This is a genomic window from Pseudonocardia parietis, assembly GCF_017876315.1.
Lineage (GTDB): Bacteria > Actinomycetota > Actinomycetes > Mycobacteriales > Pseudonocardiaceae > Pseudonocardia > Pseudonocardia parietis.
This window is the reverse complement of sequence record NZ_JAGINU010000001.1, coordinates 3,088,664-3,107,233: the sequence shown is the minus strand read 5'-3', so window position 1 is coordinate 3,107,233 and position 18,570 is coordinate 3,088,664. Positions and strand designations below refer to the sequence as shown.

Sequence of the window (18,570 nt, the reverse complement as noted above, 5' to 3'; positions counted from 1 at the left end):
CTCACGCCCCCACGTACTCGGCCAGGTGCTGCCCGGTGAGCGTCGACCGGTCCGCGACGAGCTCGGCCGGCGTCCCCTCGAACACCACCTTCCCGCCGTCGTGCCCGGCGCCCGGACCGAGGTCGATGATCCGGTCCGCGTGCGCCATCACGGCCTGGTGGTGCTCGATGACGATCACCGACTTGCCGGAGTCGACGAGCCGGTCCAGCAGCGCGAGCAGCTGTTCGACGTCGGCGAGGTGCAGGCCGGTGGTCGGCTCGTCGAGGACATAGACGCCACCGGACTCCCCCAGGTGCACCGCCAGCTTCAGCCGCTGCCGCTCGCCACCGGACAGTGTGGTGAGCGGCTGGCCGAGCTTGATGTAGCCGAGGCCGACGTCGGCGAGCCGCTCGAGGATCTTGTGCGCGGACGGCGTGCGTGCCTCGCCGGCGCCGAAGAACTTCTCGGCCTCGGCCACCGACATGGCGAGCACCTCGCTGATGTCCTTGGCGTTCTCACCGCCGCCGAAGGTGTACTCCAGCACCGACGCGTCGAACCGCTTCCCCTCGCACACCTCGCAGGGGGTGGCGACACCGGCCATCATCGCCAGGTCGGTGTAGACGACGCCCGCGCCGTTGCAGTTCGGGCAGGCACCCTCGGAGTTGGCGCTGAACAGCGCGGGCTTCACCCCGTTCGCCTTGGCAAAGGCCTTGCGGATCGGCTCCAGCAGTCCGGTGTAGGTGGCCGGGTTGCTGCGCCGTGATCCCTTGATCGCGCCCTGGTCGATCACGACGATGCCGTCCCGGCCCGCGATCGAGCCGTGGATCAGCGAGCTCTTGCCGGACCCGGCCACGCCGGTGACGACGGTCAGCACGCCGAGCGGGACGTCGACGTCGACGTCGCGCAGGTTGTGGCTGTTCGCCCGGCGGACCTCGAGGTGGCCCTTCGGCTCCCGCAGGGTCTCCTTCAGCGACGCCCGGTCGTCGAGGTGCCTGCCGGTGACCGTGCCGCTGGAGCGCAGCCCGTCGACCGTCCCCTCGTAGACGACCCGGCCGCCGTCGGCACCCGCACCGGGACCGAGGTCGACGACGTGGTCGCCGATCGCGATCGTCTCCGGCTTGTGCTCGACGACGAGCACGGTGTTCCCCTTGTCCCGCAGCCGCAGCAGCAGGTCGTTCATGCGTGCGATGTCGTGCGGGTGCAGCCCGATGGTGGGCTCGTCGAACACGTAGGTGACGTCGGTCAGCGACGACCCGAGGTGCCGGATCATCTTCGTGCGCTGGGCCTCGCCGCCGGAGAGCGAACCGGACGGCCGGTTCAGGCTCAGGTATCCCAGTCCGATCTCGACGAACGAGTCCAGGGTCTCGCGCAGCGAGGTCAGCAACGGAGCGACCGAGGGCTCGTCGAGACCACGCGCCCACTCCGCGAGGTCGCTGATCTGCATCGCGCTGGCGTCGGCGATGTTGATGCCGTTGATCTTCGACGAGCGCGCGAGCTCGGACAGCCGGGTGCCGTCGCAGTCCGGGCAGGTCCGGAAGACGATCGCCCGGTCCACGAACGCGCGGATGTGCGGCTGCATCGCCTCGCGGTCCTTGGACAGGAACGACTTCTCGATCCGCGGGATCAGCCCCTCGAAGGTGACGTTGACGCCGTCGACCTTGATCCGGGTCGGCTCCTTGTAGAGCAGCGCGTCCATCTGCGGCTTCGTGAAGTTCCGGATCGGCTTGTCGCCGGGGAAGAAGCCGGAGCTCGAGAAGATCCGGCCGTACCAGCCGTCGACCGAGTAGTTCGGGATCGTCAGCGCGCCCTCGCTGATCGACTTGCTGTCGTCGAACAACGCGGTCAGGTCGAAGTCGGAGACGTTCCCGCGGCCCTCGCAGCGGGGGCACGCGCCACCGATGATCTCGAAGCTGCGCCGTTCCTTGGTGGAGCGCCCGCCCTTCTCGATGGTCACCGCGCCGGACCCGCTGATCGAGGCGACGTTGAACGAGAACGCCTTCGCCGACCCGACGTGCGGCTGCCCGATGCGGCTGAACAGGATCCGCAGCAGCGCACCGACATCGGTCGCGGTGCCCACCGTGGACCGGACGTCACCGCCCATCCGTTCCTGGTCGACGATGATGGCGGTGGTCAGGCCGTCGAGGACGTCGACGTCGGGCCGGGCCAGGGTCGGCATGAAGCCCTGGACGAAGGTGCTGTATGTCTCGTTGATCATCCGCTGGGACTCGGCGGCGATCGTCGCGAAGACCAGCGAGCTCTTCCCGGAGCCGGAGACCCCGGTGAACACGGTCAGCCGCCGCTTCGGCAGTTCCACGTCGACGTCGCAGAGGTTGTTCTCCCGCGCGCCGTGCACACGGATCAGGTCGTGACTGTCGGCGGCGTGCTGGGCGGCCGTGCTCATCGATGTTTCCCCCGTCGTCGTGCGATGCATCCGGTACTCCGTCGACGCCGGCCACCCTCGCCGTTACGCGGGGCGGCCGGCGGACGTGATCCTCAGGCCCGCTCCTGGATGCGGACCATGTTGCCCGCGGGATCGCGGAAGGCGCAGTCGCGCACGCCGTACGGCTGGTCCATCGGCTCCTGCACGACCTCCGCCCCGCTCGCCTGCACCTTGTCGAACGCGGTGTCGAGATCGGGGCTGGCCAGCAGGATCGCCGAGTGGGTGCCCTTGGCCATCATCTCGGTGACGACGCGGCGTTCCTCGTCGGTGATGCCCGGGTCCGCCGCGGGCGGCGCGAGGACGATCGAGACCGCGGGCTGGCCTGCCGGGCCGACGGTGATCCAGCGCATGTCCTCGTAGCCGACGTCGAGGCGGACCTCGAAGCCGAGCGCGTCGCGGTAGAAGGCCAGCGACGCCTCGGGGTCGGTGTGCGGGAGGAAGCTCGAGTGAATGGTGATGTCCATGGCGTTCACGCTAGGGAGGAGGCCCGTTCCCGGGCTTCTCGATTCCTGACCGGTCTGGTGACCTGTTTCGCGACGCACGCCGGGATGCCTTCCGTCCCCGGCGCTGATGGCTCGCTCGCCTGCTCGCTCGCTGCGGACTTCCGCTTGAACACGCTCGGCGGCATCCCGACGAGCTCGGTGAACCGGGTGCTGAACGTGCCCAGCGACGAGCAGCCGACGGCGAAACACACCTCGGTGACCGACAGGTCGCCGCGGCGCAGCAGCGTCATCGCGCGCTCGACCCGCCGGGTCATGAGATAGCTGTAGGGCGACTCGCCGTAGGCCCGGCGGAACTCGCGCGACAGGTGCCCCGCGGACATGTGCTCGCCGCGGGCGAGCGCCTCGACGTCGAGCGGCCGGGCGTACTCGCGGTCGATCCGGTCGCGGATCCGGCGCAGGCGGGCCAGGTCGCGCAGGCGCTGGTCATCGCGGCTGGTCACGGCACGATCGTGCCACAGCCACCGCGCAAACCCGATGTCGTTCCGCTCCCCGGTTCCGGGACGATCCCGCGATGCCGATCGACGCCGCGCTGGTCCACGCCCTCATCGCCGAGCAGTTCCCGCAGTGGCGCGACCTGCCCGGTCACGCCGGGTCGCCGACCCCCGTCCGGACCAGCTTGACGGGCTGGCGCAGAACCGTCCGCAGCTTGTCCGGAGCGGCCCGGCGCGGGTCGGACAGGTAGATCTCGTGGTGGCGCCCGTTCCACGTCCAGCCGTTGCCGGGCATGTACTCGTCGTGCAGCCGGGCGAGGACGGGGCCCTCGTCGTCGTACGGCCCGACGTGCAGCGTCTGCACGCTCACGCCTTCCCGGTACTCCTCGAACCGGAGGAGATCGACGGCGGGTGCGGCCTTCGCCCGCGCGGCTTCCACGGCGGCATGTGCGATCTCCGCCGAGATCCACTCGGGCTGGGTGATCATCATCGTCCAGTCCCAGCCGGCCTTGTCGCGCGACGCGAAGACCGTCGGGTCGTCGGCACTCCACAGCCCTTCGAGCGGCGCGACCGTGTGCACCCGCCCCAGCTCCGACTTCGCGATCGCACGCGCGGCGTACGAGGCGGTGTACAGCGTCCGCACCGCGTTCGCGTACGACTCGGTCGTGTTGGGGTCGCCGTGCCCGTCGACCTGGAAGTAGGACAACGGCGGCACGTCGACGATCTCGAACTCACCCACCTTCGACGAGTAGAGCCGCGGGAACGCCTTCTTGACGTCGTAGTTCGACATGTCAGTCCTCCTCCGGACTGCCGGGTGCGTCGGCGAGCACCTCTGAGATCCACGAGAGCTCCGCCCCCAGCTCGGCCTCGTGATACGAGAAGATCGCGGCGGCGGACCGGGGCACCGGTTCCTGGCCGGACCTGGTTCGCCGGAGCTCGACGAGCTTGTCGGTGACGACGCGACGGCGCTCCTGCAACGCCGCGACGAACTCGTCGGCAGGGAGCAACGCACTGTTCGCCATCCCGACCAGCACGGGCGCCGGTCGGGGCGGGAGCTGTACGAGCAGGCGGCGGGTGCCCTCGACGCACGCGCTGCGCCCGTCCTCGGTCAGCCGGTAGACGCGCCGCGCCTTCGGACCGCCGGCGGCGCGTTCACTGCGCACCAGGCCGCGTTCCTCGAGGCGGTTCAGCACGAAGTACACCGACGAGAAGGCCAGTGACGTCCACTCACGGATGCCCCGTTCCCTGATCACGACCTCGAGGTCGTAGGCGTGCCTCGGCTCCTCCGCCAGGAGCCCCAGCATCACCAGGTCCGCGTTGGTCAGCCCGTCCGGCACGGCAGTATTCTAGCACTGGAATAAGACGTGCACGCCCTACCTCCGGGTGGGGTTGACCCCACCTCGGTCTAGTACCGGCCCGACCGACACGCCGCGCGGACGCTGCCAGGGTCGACATCGCCGCCTGCGGGCCTGCAGACGGAGGGGATCGGCAACCATCCGGGAGCAGCGCCATGTCAGCGCCCGCACCAGCAGACAGCCCGCCTCCGGCGGGAACCGATGTCACCACCCCACTGCGTCTCCCGACCACCCGGCGGCGGCCGCGCCTGGTCGGGGTGGACGTGGCGCGGGGCCTCGCGGTGATCGGGATGATCGCCACGCACGCGCTGCCGCAGGCGACCGAGAACGGCTCCCCCACCGCCGTGGCGATGCTGGCGGCCGGACGGGCGGCGGCGACGTTCGTGTTCGTCGCCGGCGTGAGCGTCGCGTTCCTCTCCGGCGGACCGGAACGGGCACGGGGACGGTCGCGCGTCGCGGCATCGGCGGGCCTGCTGGTCCGCGCGGTGATCGTCCTCGTGCTGGGGCTCGCGCTCGGGCTCATCGCTCCCCTGAGCGGGATCTGGGGGATCCTGCCCGTCTACGGGCTGCTGTTCGTGCTGGCGCTACCGCTGCTGGGCGCGGGGCCGCTGGTACTCGGCGGGATCACCGCCGCCGTGTTCGCCCTCGGTCCGCTGCTGCTGATGACGACCGCCGGTGCGGACCTGCCGTACGCGGGCGAGGACGACCCGACGTTCAGCACGATCGTCCAGGACCCGCTGGGCGTGCTCGTCCAGCTCCTCCTGTCGGGCGCGTACCCGGTCGTGGTCTACCTCGGCTATCTCACCGCCGGGATGGCGGTCGGCCGGCTGGATCTGTCCTCGCGCCGGGTGGCCCGGTGGTTGCTCGGCGGCGGGCTGGCGTTGGCCGTCGCGTCCCGTGCGGTGTCCTGGTTCCTGCTGTACCCGCTGGGCGGGCTCGCCCGTCTGGGGCAGGAGGGCGACGACTCGACCGGCCCGGCGCAGCTGCTGTGGGAGGAGCACCAGCCGCTGTCGACGTGGTGGCACCTCGCGCTGCCGGCCCCGCACTCGCACACTCCGATCGACCTCCTGCACACCCTCGGCGCAGCGGCGGCGGTGCTCGGTGCCGCGCTGCTACTCACCCGGTCGCCGAGGCTGCGGCGGCTGCTCGCACCGCTGGCGGCGGTCGGCAGCCTCGCGCTGACCCTGTACTGCGCGCACCTCGTGCTGCTCGCCACCGGGGCCCTGGAGGACCGGCCCGCACTGCTGTTCGCGACGATGCTCGTCGGCGCCCTGGCCCTGGCCGTGGCCTGGCGACGATGGATCGGCCAGGGGCCACTGGAGAAGCTCGTCTCCGTGCCGGCCACCGCCGCCCGCAGCGCGGTCGCGGCGCGCCTGCCCCGCACGCCCGCCGCCCATGATCTGTCCGCGAGGTCGCGGGCCGGGATCCGCGCGGCCGCCGGGATCGCCGCCGTCGCGGTGATCGTCGCCGCGCTCGGCCTCGGCGTCTGGACCCGGACCGACACCGCCGGGCCCACGACCGGGACCGGTGCGGCGCCGGTCGAGGGAGACGTCGTCGATGCCCCCAGGAGCCCGGCGCCCGCCGGCCCCGCCCCCGGGGACCCGGTCCGGTACTGCGTGTTGTCCGACCGCTACGACGGCCTGCTGGACACCGAGGACGAGCCGACGCAGGCCGCCCTCGAGCAGGCCGCGGCCACGATGGACGAGATGCGGCGGGTGGCCCCCGCCGAGATCCGGGGCGCGGTGGCCGTACTCGCCGACGACGCGCGGGCGGAGGCGAACGCGACCGGGGGTGTCACCCCGGACGACTCGGCGGTGGAGTCCGCGCAGACGACGGTCGACACCTTCGACGCCGGCCACTGCCCGTAGGAGCCCGGCCGGCGAGCGGTGGTGTCCGTACGGTGGAAGCCGGACGACATCGAGGAGGAAGCGCGTGAGCGACCCACGACCGGCCGACCGTTCTCCGGTGGCCATCTGATGCTGGTCATCTTCGGGCTGTCGCGCAAGGAACGGCCGCTGGGCCTCATCGCGCTCGGCTGCGCCGTCTGCGGTCACCCCGGCCCGCAGTCGCTGGTGCATCGCCGGACCCGGTTCACGCTCTTCTTCGTGCCGGTCCTGCCGCTGCGGAGCCGTCTCGAGACGCGGTGCCCGCAGTGCGGGACGACGCGGACGATCACGCGCACCGAGGCCCGCCGCCTCGGCGCCGACCAGACAGCCTGACCTCGACCACGACCGCTCCCCCGGTCACCGGTCCGGCGGACTCACTCAGTACCGCACCGTGTCCGCGAAGAACGGCAGGCGGTCGCCGAGGACGGCCTCGGCAGCGGTGATGCCCGTCCGGGCCGCCTTGTCGATGCCGATGCCGCGGGAGCGGACGGTGTCCCCGGTGAGGAACAAGCCGTCGATCTCGCGGACACGGGTGTCCGGCCGCACCGCACCGACCAGCCCGGGCTTGTTGATGACGCCGTACGTCGTGACCAGGTGCTTCTTCGTCCACAGTGCACCCTTGGCCTGCGGCATCATGTCCTCGATGTCCAGCCAGAACTCGTGGAACTTGCGGTCCAGCCAGGCCTTGTCCCCGTAGTGCTGCGTCGCGTCGAACGCGGCGCCGACGCAGGTCAGGTACTCGCCCGGCGGGGAGACGTCCGGGTCGTAGCCGGTGAAGTTGAGGGTGAACCCGCCGAGCCCGGTACGCGGGGTGGCCTGGAAGCTCGCCATCTCCCGCTCGGACATCGCGATCACGGGTTCCTTCGCGGCGATCCAGTACCCGATCCAGCAGGCCCGGTTGCGGTTACCGGCCAGCATCCTGATGCGCTGCAGCAGGTTGTGCGGCAGGACGCCGTCCTCGAACAGGTTCGGGACGTTCCACACCGGCGCGTTGACGACCACGGCGTCCGCCTCGAGGACGTCCCCCGGCGCTCCTGCGGCACCGCGCAGCTCGACGCCGGTGACCGCACCGTCGTCCACCAGCACCCGCCGGACCGTGGTGGACAGCAGCAGCTCGCCGCCGCGGGCGGTGAACGCCGCAGCCATCTCCTTCCAGAGCTTCTCCCAGCCACCCATGGGCCAGAACGAGTAGCCCGCGGTGCGCTTGCGCTCGTAGTGCATCTTGCGGACGTAGAGGTTCTCGGAGGCGGAGTGGTCGTACCACTTGTCGGTGATCTGCTCGAGGATCGAGATGGCCTCCCAGACGGTGTACACGCCCTCGTCGGAGGTGTACTGCGCCATCCACTCCCGCAGCGGCAGGTGATCGAGCTTGTCGAGATCGGCGTAGTCGGTCTCGGTCAGCGCCTGGATGCAGCGCTTGAGGCCCTGCTTCGCCGAGCCGGAGTAGAGCTCCTGGATGGGCCGCCAGCGGTCGCGGTCCCAGAAGGGCATCGAGTCGCTGCGGTCGGAGTGCGTCACGGTGATGCCGACCAGCTCGCACACCCGGGTGAGGCTGTCCCCGGGATCCTCGACGAGGTGCGAGCCGAGGCCGATCTGGTGCCCGCGGTACCGGTGCTCCATCGCCCGGCCGCCCAGGTATCCGTGCTTCTCCACCAGTGCGACCCGCTTGCCCTGCTCGACCAGGGTCAGGGCGGTGACCAGGCCCGCAACCCCTGCCCCGACCACCACGACGTCGTAGCGCATCCGCTCTCCACTCGGCCGGCGACACCTCGGTACCACGATGTACAACGGTCGATGTATACCCAGTGTTGTATCTTGGGTCAATGCCACCTCGGATCGACGCGGATGCCCGCCGCCGCGAGATCGCCGGCCTCGCCGCCAGGCTCGTCGCCACCCGGGGGCCCGACATCTCACTCCGTTCGCTGGCGGCGGAGGCGGGAGCGAGCACGACCGTGATCACGCACTTCTTCGCCAGCAAGGCGGAGGTGCTGGAAGCGGCCTACCGGGCATCGGTCGACGAGGCGCGGGGGCGCGTGGAGCAGCTGCCCGGCGACGAGCACCCCCGCCGGATCGAGCTGCTCTGCGAGGCCGTGCTGCCCCTCGACGAGGCACGTCGGCTGAACTGGTTGACCTGGCTGGGCTTCATGGGTGCCGCGATCCACGATCCGCGACTCGCCGCGCTCCAACGCAGCCGGGTGACCGGCCATCGAGCCCTGCTCGAGAAGGCGGTCGCGGCGGCGCGACAGGACGGGCGCGTCCACCCCGACCGACGGCCTGCGGACGAGGCGCGGTCGTTGGTCGCGCTCGTCCACGGGGTCGCGAGCCACGCCGTGTTCCACCCGGACGACTGGCCCGCCGACCGTCAGACGGGCACGGTGCACGCCCTCGTCTCCCAGCTCCGGTACCCGCCCGCGGACAGGTCGCCGCAGCCCGACGAGAGCGGCCGGACGCCGGACCCGGAGCGAGCTGCCGAGCGCTCCGCGGCAGGCGGGACGACGGTGGGCTGAGCGATGTCGCTGCACCACGTCGGCCTGCGGGTCGCCGACCTCGACCGCGCGACCGCGTTCTACTCGGTCCTGGGGGCGACGCCGCTCCGTCTGCCGATCGACCTGGCCGGGAAGGGGGCCGCACTCGCCATGGCGGCCGGCCCCGAGGTCCGTTACCGGATCGGGCTGCTCGGCTTCCCGGACGGCAGCGGTGTCGAGCTGTTCGAGTTCGGGGACGATCCACCGCGCTGGGTCGAGCCCGCGCGTCCCGAGGCACGCCTGCCGCATGTCGGCATCCAGGTCGACGACGTCGACGCCGCTCTCGACCGTGCCGAGGCGGCCGGCGGTTCCCGGCTGTGGCAGCGCCCCGGCCGGTGGGGTGCCGTGCGAGTGATCTACCTCCACGATCCCGACGGCAACGTCGTGGAGCTGCTCGACGGCCCGCTCAACGCGATCGCTGCGGGCTGACCGGGACGCGAGCGTCCGGTGTTCCGGGCTACTCGGCCCCGCCTCGTCCGTCGCCGGCCACCTTGCGCGAGTCGTGCGACTGCGGGTAGGAGACCGCCTGCACCCGGATCAGCACCCGGTTCGGGCTGTCCAGCAACTGCTGCAGAGCCTCGGCGCCTGCCGGGGCGAGCGTCGCAGCCAACCGCGGCAGCACGAGATCCAGCGTCGCCCGGTCCCGATGCAGCGTGGCGCGCCCCTTGATCCGCACCATCCGCCGTCCGGGCAGTCCGGTACCGCGGTTGCTGATCACCATCCCGACCCGGGAGTCGCGCTCGACCGCCCGGGCGTGCTGCCGATCGGTGACCGCCGCCAGCCAGAACACCCCGTCCTCGTGCAGATAGCTCATCGTCACCCCGGCCGGCCAGCCATCGGCGGTGGCGAACACGAACACGCACTCGCCGGCCGCACCGATGAGCTCCTCGATGCCGTCCTGGTCGAGTCGCGCCTGTCGCATGTCCTCGAGGTCGCGCGTACCGACTCGCGCTGCGGACTCGCCGGCTGACATCGGTCTCCTCGCGATCGGTCGACCCTCGTCCGAACCGGGCGGGCCCATAATCCGCGACGCCTACCGGTCGTTTGATAGTGATCCAGACTAGCAAGACGTCCCGAACTCGACAATGCTTGTTCGCCGCCGGAGGACCCTGATAGCTTGCCAAACGATTGGTAGACATAACGGGAGGCCAGCGACGATGCCCGCCACCACCGTCCCGGATCTGCTCGACCGGCGCGCCGATGACGCGTCCGACCAGGAGATCGTCTTTCCCGACGGCCGCCTCACGTACCCCGATCTCGCCGCCGCCACCCGGCGGCTCGTCGGCCCGCTGTGGGCGGCGGGCATCCGGCCGGGCGACCACGTGGGCATGCTCCTGCCCAACCGGATCGACAGCGTCACGACGTGGCTGGCCGTCGCACAGCTCGGCGCGGTCGCCGTCCCGGTGAACCCGCGCCTCAAACCCGGCGAGCTCGCCTACATCATCGAGAACGCCGACATGCGGCTGCTCTTCGCCGCCACCGAGCTCGAGCCGCTGCTCGCCCGGGCACTGCCCGGCCTCGCCGATGCCACCCCCGGCCGGCTGACCCTGCCCGCGGCGCCGATGCTGCGCACGGTCGTCGCGGTCGACCGGGACGAACCGGCGCCGCAGGGCTGGATCTCGCGCACCGGCTTCGAGTCCGCCGCGCACGACCCCGTCGCCGTCGCCGCGGCCCGGGCCGCGGTAGGCGCCGAGGACCCGGCGCTGATCCTCTACACCTCCGGCACGACCTCCCGCCCACGCGGCTGCGTGCTCGACAACGCAGCGCTCGTCGCGGAGGGCGAGGCCGTCGCCGAGCGCCTCGGGCTCGATCCGGCGGACCGGTTCTGGACACCGCTGCCGATGTTCCACTGCGGCGGGTACGACGTCGCCCTCGCGGCGCTCGCGGGCGGGTGCGGCATGGTCCACGTCGGGGAGTTCGATCCGGCCACCGCGCTGCGCCAGCTCGCCGAAGAGCGCTGCACCATCGCCTTCCCCGCCTTCGAGACGATCTGGCTCCCGGTGCTCGACCACCCGGACTTCCCGGCGACCGACCTGTCCGCCCTGCGCATCGTGCTCAACGTCGGCGCACCGGAGCGGCTGCGCTCCATGCAGGACCGGATCGCCCCGGCGGTCCAGATGTCGTCCTACGGCATGACCGAGTCGTGCGGGTTCTGCTGCATCGGCTCCCCCGACGACCCACCGGAAGCCCGCGCGACGACGAGCGGAAAGCCGTTGCGACACATGGAGATCCGAGTCTGCGATCCGGTGACCGGCCGGCCCGCCCCGGCGGGCACCCCGGGTGAGGTGCAGTTCCGCGGCGCCTCCCGGGTGGCGCACTACCATCGCGACCCGGACCTGACCGCCGAGCGGATCGACGACGACGGGTGGTTCACCTCGGGAGACATGGCGGTCGCCGACGACCACGGCCGGATCTCGTTCCTGTCCCGGCTCAAGGACATGCTCAAGGTCGGCGGTGAGAACGTCGCCGCCGCGGAGGTCGAGGGGATCCTCGGCGAGCATCCCGCCTGCGGGGTGGTGCAGGTGGTCGCCGCGCCCGACGCTCGGCTCGGGGAGGTCCCTGCGGCGTTCGTCCAGCTGCGGCCCGGTGCCGACGCCACCGAGCAGGAGCTGATCGACTTCTGCCTGGGCACGATCGCGACGTACAAGGTCCCCCGCTACGTGCGCTTCGTGACGGAGTGGCCGATGTCGGGGACGAAGGTGCAGAAGTTCCGGCTGCGGGAGCGCATCGCCACGGAGCTCACGGACGCCGGGATCACGCAGGCGCCGCGGCTGACGTCGAGGCCCGCGCCGACCGCGGTGCCGTAGCGCTATCGGTCCAGCGTGGCCACCAGCGACCACGCCTGACGGGTTGCGAAGGTCATCCGCCGTGGGGCGTAGGCGTCGCCGAGCCGGTGCACATTCGGGTGGGCGTCCTTGAGCGCGAGGTAGAGGGCGTCGTCGCTGACCGAGCCGCAGGCGAGCACGACCGTGTCGATGCCCTCGAGCATCCACTCCCGGCCGCTGTAGGTGTTGGCCAGGTGCGCGGTCGAGCCCTCGACCCGGGTGAGGCGCGTGGTGGGCACGAGCGTCGCGCCCTCGGTGTCGAGCCGGGCCAGCACGGCGCCGATCGCGTACTTGTGCACCAGCCGGGTCGGCGCGGTCGTCCGGTAGATCATGGTCACCTCGTGGCCTGCGCCGGTGAGATGGTCCGCGATCGCGATCGGTGCCGGCCGGTCGTCCTCGGACACGACCAGGACGCGGCGACCGACGGGAGCCGTCCCGGTGAGCGCGGCCTCGCCGGTCACCACGTGCGGCGCGTCCAGCCCGCCGGCCCGGGGCAGCCGCGGCCTCGCGCCCGTGGCGACCACCACCACGTCCGCACCGGCTGCGACGACGTCCTCGGCCGTCGCGGTCCGGCCGAGGTCCACCTGCACGCCGAGGTCGTCGAGCCGCCGCCGCTGCCAGTCGATCCACTCCGCGTACCGGTGGTTCATCCGGGCCTTCGCGGCGACGGCCAGCTGCCCGCCGAGATGGTCCGCCTGCTCCCACAGCGTCACCTGGTGTCCTCGTTCGGCGGCGAGCGCCGCCGTCTCCGTGCCGCCCGGCCCGCCGCCGATCACCAGCAGTCGCCGCGGTGACCCGGTGACTGGGAAGGCACCCTCGGACTCCCGGCCGACCTGCGGGTTGACGGCGCAGGCGAACGGCAACGACTCGACCACCCGCCGTCCGAGGCAGTCCTGGATGCCGATGCACGGCCGCACGTCCTCGGCCGGCCTGCCGGAGCGGGTGAGCTCGACGAAGTCCGGTTCGGCGATCTGGGCCCGCACCAGGCCCACCAGGTCGGCCTGCCCCGCAGCGAGGATCCGTCGCGCGACGTCGGCGTCGGTGACCCGGCCGACGTACAGGACCGGCAGGTCGGTCGCCTGCCCGACCTCGCCGCACAGCTGCGCCCACGGCGCCTCGCCGTAGACGTCGGGCGGAACGTAGCTGGGCGCGCCCCAGTTGTTCCCCACGTCGAGGCTGAAGTAGTCCACCGTGCCCTCGGCGGTGAACGCCTCGAGCAGCCGCCGGCACTCCTGCGGGCCGTAGCCGCCGTCGATCATCTCGTCGAGGCACAGGCGCAGCCCGACCGTGATCGGGCGCCCCGCGTGTGCGCGGATCGACTCCACGACCTCGCGCAGCAGCCGGCGCCGGTTCTCGAAGCCGCCCCCGTAGGCGTCGGTGCGGTGGTTGGTCAGCGGCGACAGGAACCACTGCAGGACGTCGTCGTGGTTGGCGTGCAACTCGATCACGTCGGCGTCGCCGTCGGCCGCGAGCCGGGCGGACTCGCCGTACTCCCGGACGAGCCAGGCGATCTCGTCGGCGTCGAGCACGTGCGGGACGTCGTGGTCGTGGTACCCGCTGAGCGTCGCCGACGGCGCCAGCGGCGACGCTCCGCCCTGCAGCACCATCTGCACGGTCGAGTAGCCGCCTGCGGCGTGGATGCGCGCGGACAGTTCGGCCAGCCGCTCGACGTAGAGCGGGTGCCGGAACGTGCCCGGACCGCTCGCGCCGACCCCGGTCGGCTCGAAGCCGGGAATGAGCGGGTTGCGGATGAAGTTCGGCGCACCGCCGACCCACTGCACGCCGCCCCGGATCCGCTCGACCCAGTACGCGGCGTACCGCTCGAACTGCTCGGGTGTGCCGGTCAACGATCCGCGACCGCCCGAATGCGGCGGGAAGACGATCCGGTGATCGAGGTGCATCGTGCCCACCGTGATCGGCTCGAAGAGTGTCGGCACGGTCGTCCTCCGCCCTCGATCTATGCCTACCGATCGTTTGGTTGAGGCTAACATCGCGGCGATCGAGGCGGCAAGGACGGCGCTCGGCGCACGCTCCGTGCCGCTACCGGGAGAACAGATTGCCGTTCAGGTAGATGTCCCAGTCCTCTGCGGACAAACCGTGCTCACCGGACCGCAGGTGATAGCTCATCGCCGGACCACGGAAACCCGTGTCGGTGGCCGGTTTCCAGTTCGTCGAGGGCAGTCCGGTATCGCCCAACCCGTACAGTTCGTACACCGGTGCCGCTGCGACGTAGGAGAGGAATTCGCCTTCCGGATCGGCATTCGCGTCGTTCGTGGCACTTCCGACGACGATACGGCGTGGCGCCACCAGCGCGAGCAGTTGGTGCTGGTCGACCGGCAGTGAGTTCTCCCGGCCGTTGTAGGCCTTGTACGTCTGCGGGAACCAGTGCGGGAACGAGTTGTTGACGCGCTCGACGGTTTCCGCACCACCCGCGCCATCGCCACGTCGAGCCGGCTTGGCACCGGTCGATCCCGAGTTGTTGGTGACCGTCGCCGCGAAGCGGGTGTCCTGCGCCCCGGCCCACAGGGACGCCTTGCCGCCCCGTGAATGGCCGATCACCGCCACCTTCGCGGGATCGATGTCGGGATCGGTCTCCAGGTAGTCCATCGCCCGGCTCGCTCCCCACGCCCAGGCGCTGATGGCCCGGCCTGCGTCGTCGGGCAGCTCCTGGCCGGGAGGGTGGAACAGGTCGATCATCTTGCTGCGGTAGCTGTCGCTGTCGTCGGGCGCGATGTCGCCGGCATCGATCTGGGCGAACGCATAGCCGGCCTCGGTCACCTCCGCCACCGGCGCGTAGCCGGAGGACTGGCCGGGATCATCGGACACCGAACCGCGATGGTCGATCATCAGGAACGTCCCGCGCGGCGTCGTGCCGGTATTCGGGACGAAGAGCTTCAGATCGAAGCTCCCGGACCCCTGCGGACCGGTGATGCCGATCGTGACGATCTTGCGTGTGACGTCGCCGGAGTCGGTCGCCGCGACGTCGAAGGTCTGCTCGATCGGGTTCGGCAGGCTCTGGCCGTAGACGTGCTCCCGGAAGTCGGCCAGCAGTTCCGCGCGCCGCTCACCTTCCCAGGACGCCGCACTGTTCACGGTATTGCCATTGTTCGTACGGAGCGGGTTCGGGTATTCGGTACCGTCGATCGTCACCGTCGGATCGGCGGCACCACTCGCCGCCGGTGTGGCGGCCGCTGTGCGAACAACCGCAGTGCTGTTCTGTCCGTACCCGCCGGCGGCAGCGATGACGGCCGAGGCGAGGAGCACTGAGCTCACGGCCTTGGCGACGGCGTGCAGTCGGTCGGAACGGCTGCGCAGGGGAGTCGATGTACGCATTTCGCGTGACGGTACCCAGCGGCGGTCACGCCCTACGCTCGAACCGTTCCAGCACAACCGAACGGATGACACCGTCACCCATCGAACGAATGACGATCGAGTCCTCGGCGCTGCCGGGAGTAATCAGGACACGATCCCCATGGCGACCCCGTGGTGTTCCCGTCATGGACAGTCCGGCAGGTCGACCACGGTCAGCGCGGACTCCAGGCCGTGGAAATCGCTGCCGTTGCGGGTCAGCAGCGCCGGGCCGTGGCGCGCCGCGGTTGCGGCGATCTGCAGATCCATCCGACGCGGCCGTGGATTGCGGCCGTGCCGGCGCGCGAGGGTGGCCAGCGCGCCGTAGAACTCGGCGGTGGCCACATCGAACGGCAGCACCTCGAACCGGCCCAGTGTTGCCTGCACACGCCGACGCCGATACATCTGCGCAAGCGGGTCGGCTGCGGCGGTCACGCCGTACTGCAACTCCGCGATCGTCACCGCCGACACCGCAACCTCGTCAGCAACCTCGGAAACCTGCGCGACCGGAAAGTCGATCACTACCGAAGTGTCCAGCAGGACCCGACGCGGCTCGCCCGTCGTCAACGCCTCTCCCGATCGAACGGGTCGGCGAGGTCGTCCGGACCGAATGCGTCGTCAGCCGCAGCCAGGTCGGCCCGCCACGCCGCCGGATCCGGCACCGGCTCGGCGGCGAACACCTCGGCCAGTTCGGCGACCGGCACGAACCGACGCCTCCCCGTACCCCGCTGGTGCGGCACCACATCAGCTACCGGACGACCGTTGACGGTCACCACGAAGGACTCGCCCTCGGCGACCCGACGCATGATCGCCGCGTTGTCGTTGCACAACTCGGACTGCCGGATCTCCACGCTCAAGTATCGCCGTTCGGTGGCGCCAGAACCGGCTCGCAGCTCCGGACCGCGGCGTGGTGGTGGTCAACGACTGGCAGGCCGTCCGGTGCTCATCAGCCGGAGTCCACCGGCGCTGCGTCGTACTCCTCGTCGCTGACGTGGCGGCCCCACGTGACGGGGCTGCCGGACTCGTCGGCCTGCTGCATCGCGATGTGGACCATGAGCCGGCCCGGGACGGCGCCGTGCCAGTGGTTCTCCTCCGGCTCGAAGAACACCCGGTCGCCGGGGCGGATGACCTCGACCGGGCCGCCCTCGCGCTGGCACAGCCCCACGCCCTCGGTCACGAAGATCGTCTGACCGTGCGGGTGGGTGTGCCAGGCGGTACGCGCACCGGGGGCGAAGTGGACGAGCGCGGCGGCGACCGTCGACGTGCCGGCCGGCGCCGCGACGGGATCGATGTAGACGTCGCCGGTGAACCAGTCGCCGGGGCCCTTCTGGGTGTCGATGCTGCTTCGGGTGATCTGCATCCGGGCTCGCTCTCGGGTCGGGGCCAGGTCAGGCGGTCGCACCGCTGCCGGCGCGGTCCGCGCTCCAGGAGGCGAGGAGCGCGAGCGCGTCGGCGGAGCGACTGCCCGGTTCGGGGCCGTACATGGTGAGGACCAACCCCGGGTCGGCGGGCAACGGCATCGTCTCGTAGCCGACCTCGAGCTCGCCGACCACGGGGTGGTGGAAGCGTTTGGTGCCGGTGTGGTGCAGGCGCACGTTGTGCTCGGCCCAGCGGACCCGGAATTCCTCGCTGCGCACGGACAGCTCACCGACGAGGTCGGTGATACCGCGGTCGTAGGGGTCTCGTCCGGCGTCGGTGCGCAGGAGGTTGACCGCGTTGTCGGCCATCGCGTCCCAGTCGGGATAGAACTCGGGGGCGGCGGGGTCGAGGAAGCAGAACCGCACGAAGTTGACCGGCCGGCTCGTGTCCGGCTGTGCGGGGTCAGGGTAGAGCGGGGCGTAGAAGGCGTAGCCGAGTGCGTTGGCGGCCACGAGGTCCTGGCGGCCGTTGCGCACGAACGCCGGTGCGGTGAAGGCGTCGAGCAGGCGCTGCAGCATCGGCCGGACCGTGGCGGGGCGACGGCGCCGCGGCCGGGCGGGGTTCGTGGCGATCCCGCGGTGCAGGTCCGCCACGTGGCTGCGCTCGGCCTCGTCGAGTCGTAGTACCCGCGCGACGGCGGCCAGGACGGACTCGGAGACGCCGGCGGCCTTGCCACGCTCGAGCTGGGTGTAGTAGTCGACCGAGAGCCCGGCCAGGGTGGCGACCTCCTGGCGCCGCAGACCCGGAACGCGGCGTTTGCCGGCGTCGTAGACCGGCAACCCGACCTGCTCCGGGGTGATCCGGGCACGACGAGTGGTCAGGAACTCACCGAGCTCGGTACGGGCGTCCATGGACTCGACGGTACGACGTGCCGGCCGCGGCCGGGAGGGCCCGCCGAGAGGGGTGCCGCCGGCACCCCTCCCGATGTCGCCTCCCGGTTCGGGCGGTCATGGCGTTGACTCGGAACCCGGACACCCGCCGAACCCGTGAGGAGAGCCCCATGCAGGCGACCACCCCCGTGACCGCCCGATTCAGTGGCAAGGTCGCGTTCGTGACCGGTGCGACCACCGGCATCGGACGTGCCACCGCGCTCGCGTTCGCCCGCGAAGGGGCACACGTCGCGCTGGCCGACATCAACGCCGCCGGGGCGAACGAGACCGTGCGTCTCATCGAACAGAACGGCGGGCAGGCCATCGCCCTGGCCTGCGACGTGTCCCGTGCCGGGGATGTCGACGCCGCGCTCGACGCGGTGATCGCGCAGTTCGGCCGCCTCGACCTCGCGTTCAACAACGCCGGCGTCGAGCAGCCCCGCAAGCCGATCACGCAGGTCACCGACGACGAGTTCGACCGCCTCGTGTCGATCAACCTGCGTGGCGTGTTCCTGACCATGAAGCGCGAGATCGAGCTGATGGCGCGCACGGGTGGAGGCGCGATCGTCAACACCTCTTCCGGCGCCGGGGTGAAGGCCTTCCGCGACCAGGCCGCCTACGCCGCCACCAAGCACGGGGTCATCGGACTGACCACCTCGGCTGCCCTCGAACACGCCGCGGACGGTGTCCGCATCAACGCCATCTGCCCCGGCATCATCGACACCGAGATGATGGGCCGCGTCACCGGCGGCACCGACGAGGGCTACGCCTCGGTGGTCGCCCAGGAGCCCATCGGCCGCATGGGCCGCCCCGAGGAGATCGCCGCGGCCGTGCTGTGGCTGTGCTCCGACGAGGCGGCCTTCACCGTCGGCCACGCCATGGTCGTCGACGGCGGCCAGACCGCCTGACCGCAGCGACCTCGGATCCGGTGCCCGGGTTTCCGGGGTTGCTCTTTCTCCCGCGGACGTCCGATCATGAGTGTCGATCCGC

Annotated in this window: 19 protein-coding genes; 6 read left to right on the top strand and 13 right to left on the bottom strand. The window is 71.2% G+C overall.

Annotation, left to right across the window (positions count from 1 at the left end):
* Nucleotide 1: 1 nt before the first annotated feature.
* The 5 genes from JOF36_RS14765 to JOF36_RS14745 form a co-directional block, all read right to left on the bottom strand.
* A complete protein-coding gene (locus tag JOF36_RS14765) occupies nucleotides 2-2,380 on the bottom strand; it encodes an ATP-binding cassette domain-containing protein (protein ID WP_210027398.1) in 2,379 nt (792 codons plus the stop codon).
* Nucleotides 2,381-2,472: 92 nt separating this feature from the next.
* A complete protein-coding gene (locus tag JOF36_RS14760; protein WP_210027396.1) occupies nucleotides 2,473-2,883 on the bottom strand; it encodes a VOC family protein in 411 nt (136 codons plus the stop codon).
* Nucleotides 2,884-2,888: 5 nt separating this feature from the next.
* On the bottom strand, nucleotides 2,889-3,362 hold the full coding sequence (locus JOF36_RS14755; RefSeq protein ID WP_210027394.1) for a helix-turn-helix transcriptional regulator: 474 nt from the start codon (nucleotides 3,360-3,362) through the stop codon (nucleotides 2,889-2,891).
* Nucleotides 3,363-3,504: 142 nt separating this feature from the next.
* Nucleotides 3,505-4,143, bottom strand: coding sequence for a GyrI-like domain-containing protein (locus JOF36_RS14750; RefSeq protein ID WP_210027392.1), 639 nt, complete (start codon nucleotides 4,141-4,143; stop codon nucleotides 3,505-3,507).
* A 1-nt stretch (nucleotide 4,144) separates the two neighbouring features.
* Nucleotides 4,145-4,690, bottom strand: coding sequence for a PadR family transcriptional regulator (locus tag JOF36_RS14745; protein ID WP_210027390.1), 546 nt, complete (start codon nucleotides 4,688-4,690; stop codon nucleotides 4,145-4,147).
* 173 nt (nucleotides 4,691-4,863) lie between these two features.
* Here JOF36_RS14745 and JOF36_RS14740 point away from each other — a divergent pair, with 173 nt between their 5' ends.
* Together JOF36_RS14740 and JOF36_RS14735 are read left to right on the top strand one after the other, a co-directional pair.
* Nucleotides 4,864-6,576, top strand: coding sequence for a heparan-alpha-glucosaminide N-acetyltransferase domain-containing protein (locus tag JOF36_RS14740; RefSeq protein WP_210027389.1), 1,713 nt, complete (start codon nucleotides 4,864-4,866; stop codon nucleotides 6,574-6,576).
* A gap of 21 nt (nucleotides 6,577-6,597) precedes the next feature.
* Nucleotides 6,598-6,927, top strand: a complete 330-nt coding sequence (locus JOF36_RS14735; RefSeq protein ID WP_210027387.1) for a zinc ribbon domain-containing protein — start codon at nucleotides 6,598-6,600, stop codon at nucleotides 6,925-6,927.
* 45 nt (nucleotides 6,928-6,972) lie between these two features.
* Here JOF36_RS14735 and JOF36_RS14730 read toward each other — a convergent pair whose 3' ends face one another.
* On the bottom strand, nucleotides 6,973-8,337 hold the full coding sequence (locus tag JOF36_RS14730) for a phytoene desaturase family protein (protein WP_210027386.1): 1,365 nt from the start codon (nucleotides 8,335-8,337) through the stop codon (nucleotides 6,973-6,975).
* An 80-nt stretch (nucleotides 8,338-8,417) separates the two neighbouring features.
* Between JOF36_RS14730 and JOF36_RS14725 the strand changes: the two genes are divergently transcribed.
* Both JOF36_RS14725 and JOF36_RS14720 read left to right on the top strand, forming a co-directional pair.
* On the top strand, nucleotides 8,418-9,101 hold the full coding sequence (locus JOF36_RS14725; RefSeq protein WP_210027385.1) for a TetR/AcrR family transcriptional regulator: 684 nt from the start codon (nucleotides 8,418-8,420) through the stop codon (nucleotides 9,099-9,101).
* A gap of 3 nt (nucleotides 9,102-9,104) precedes the next feature.
* Nucleotides 9,105-9,548, top strand: coding sequence for a VOC family protein (locus JOF36_RS14720; protein ID WP_210027384.1), 444 nt, complete (start codon nucleotides 9,105-9,107; stop codon nucleotides 9,546-9,548).
* 28 nt (nucleotides 9,549-9,576) lie between these two features.
* Here JOF36_RS14720 and JOF36_RS14715 read toward each other — a convergent pair whose 3' ends face one another.
* Complete coding sequence (locus JOF36_RS14715; RefSeq protein WP_210027383.1) at nucleotides 9,577-10,092, bottom strand: pyridoxamine 5'-phosphate oxidase family protein; 516 nt, start codon at nucleotides 10,090-10,092, stop codon at nucleotides 9,577-9,579.
* Between the two features lie 184 nt (nucleotides 10,093-10,276).
* Between JOF36_RS14715 and JOF36_RS14710 the strand changes: the two genes are divergently transcribed.
* Nucleotides 10,277-11,926 (top strand): class I adenylate-forming enzyme family protein, encoded by a 1,650-nt coding sequence (locus JOF36_RS14710; RefSeq protein ID WP_210027382.1) that lies wholly within the window; start codon nucleotides 10,277-10,279, stop codon nucleotides 11,924-11,926.
* A gap of 2 nt (nucleotides 11,927-11,928) precedes the next feature.
* Here the strand turns inward: JOF36_RS14710 and JOF36_RS14705 are convergent, their stop codons facing one another.
* The 6 genes from JOF36_RS14705 to JOF36_RS14680 all read right to left on the bottom strand — a co-directional run bounded on the left by JOF36_RS14705 (nucleotide 11,929) and on the right by JOF36_RS14680 (nucleotide 17,562).
* Complete coding sequence (locus tag JOF36_RS14705; protein WP_210027380.1) at nucleotides 11,929-13,881, bottom strand: oxidoreductase; 1,953 nt, start codon at nucleotides 13,879-13,881, stop codon at nucleotides 11,929-11,931.
* A 103-nt stretch (nucleotides 13,882-13,984) separates the two neighbouring features.
* The gene (locus JOF36_RS14700; RefSeq protein ID WP_245350834.1) at nucleotides 13,985-15,277 is read right to left on the bottom strand and encodes a dienelactone hydrolase family protein; all 1,293 of its coding nucleotides are present in this window, start codon (nucleotides 15,275-15,277) and stop codon (nucleotides 13,985-13,987) included.
* Between the two features lie 162 nt (nucleotides 15,278-15,439).
* Entirely contained in the window at nucleotides 15,440-15,859 is a 420-nt protein-coding gene (locus JOF36_RS14695) for a type II toxin-antitoxin system VapC family toxin (RefSeq protein ID WP_245350833.1), read from the bottom strand.
* Nucleotides 15,856-16,143: a type II toxin-antitoxin system Phd/YefM family antitoxin gene (locus tag JOF36_RS14690; protein WP_307862379.1), complete on the bottom strand. Its 288-nt coding sequence runs from the start codon at nucleotides 16,141-16,143 to the stop codon at nucleotides 15,856-15,858. The genes JOF36_RS14695 and JOF36_RS14690 overlap by 4 nt, the downstream gene beginning before the upstream one ends.
* Before the next feature lie 95 nt (nucleotides 16,144-16,238).
* Complete coding sequence (locus tag JOF36_RS14685) at nucleotides 16,239-16,652, bottom strand: (R)-mandelonitrile lyase (RefSeq protein WP_210027378.1); 414 nt, start codon at nucleotides 16,650-16,652, stop codon at nucleotides 16,239-16,241.
* 28 nt (nucleotides 16,653-16,680) lie between these two features.
* Nucleotides 16,681-17,562: a helix-turn-helix transcriptional regulator gene (locus tag JOF36_RS14680; RefSeq protein WP_210027377.1), complete on the bottom strand. Its 882-nt coding sequence runs from the start codon at nucleotides 17,560-17,562 to the stop codon at nucleotides 16,681-16,683.
* Nucleotides 17,563-17,711: 149 nt separating this feature from the next.
* On the opposite strand from JOF36_RS14680, the gene JOF36_RS14675 reads away from it, so the two are divergent.
* Nucleotides 17,712-18,488 (top strand): glucose 1-dehydrogenase, encoded by a 777-nt coding sequence (locus JOF36_RS14675; RefSeq protein WP_210027376.1) that lies wholly within the window; start codon nucleotides 17,712-17,714, stop codon nucleotides 18,486-18,488.
* The last annotated feature ends 82 nt before the right edge of the window (nucleotides 18,489-18,570 follow it).

Coding starts and splice junctions, on each gene's coding strand:
- JOF36_RS14725 (WP_210027385.1), top strand. CDS start 8,418: ATGCCACCTCGGATCGACGCGGATGCCCGCCGCCGCGAGATCGCCGGC.
- JOF36_RS14680 (WP_210027377.1), bottom strand. CDS start 17,562: ATGGACGCCCGTACCGAGCTCGGTGAGTTCCTGACCACTCGTCGTGCC.
- JOF36_RS14760 (WP_210027396.1), bottom strand. CDS start 2,883: ATGGACATCACCATTCACTCGAGCTTCCTCCCGCACACCGACCCCGAG.
- JOF36_RS14730 (WP_210027386.1), bottom strand. CDS start 8,337: ATGCGCTACGACGTCGTGGTGGTCGGGGCAGGGGTTGCGGGCCTGGTC.
- JOF36_RS14685 (WP_210027378.1), bottom strand. CDS start 16,652: ATGCAGATCACCCGAAGCAGCATCGACACCCAGAAGGGCCCCGGCGAC.
- JOF36_RS14715 (WP_210027383.1), bottom strand. CDS start 10,092: ATGTCAGCCGGCGAGTCCGCAGCGCGAGTCGGTACGCGCGACCTCGAG.
- JOF36_RS14710 (WP_210027382.1), top strand. CDS start 10,277: ATGCCCGCCACCACCGTCCCGGATCTGCTCGACCGGCGCGCCGATGAC.
- JOF36_RS14750 (WP_210027392.1), bottom strand. CDS start 4,143: ATGTCGAACTACGACGTCAAGAAGGCGTTCCCGCGGCTCTACTCGTCG.
- JOF36_RS14740 (WP_210027389.1), top strand. CDS start 4,864: ATGTCAGCGCCCGCACCAGCAGACAGCCCGCCTCCGGCGGGAACCGAT.
- JOF36_RS14720 (WP_210027384.1), top strand. CDS start 9,105: ATGTCGCTGCACCACGTCGGCCTGCGGGTCGCCGACCTCGACCGCGCG.
- JOF36_RS14765 (WP_210027398.1), bottom strand. CDS start 2,380: ATGAGCACGGCCGCCCAGCACGCCGCCGACAGTCACGACCTGATCCGT.
- JOF36_RS14700 (WP_245350834.1), bottom strand. CDS start 15,277: ATGCGTACATCGACTCCCCTGCGCAGCCGTTCCGACCGACTGCACGCC.
- JOF36_RS14675 (WP_210027376.1), top strand. CDS start 17,712: ATGCAGGCGACCACCCCCGTGACCGCCCGATTCAGTGGCAAGGTCGCG.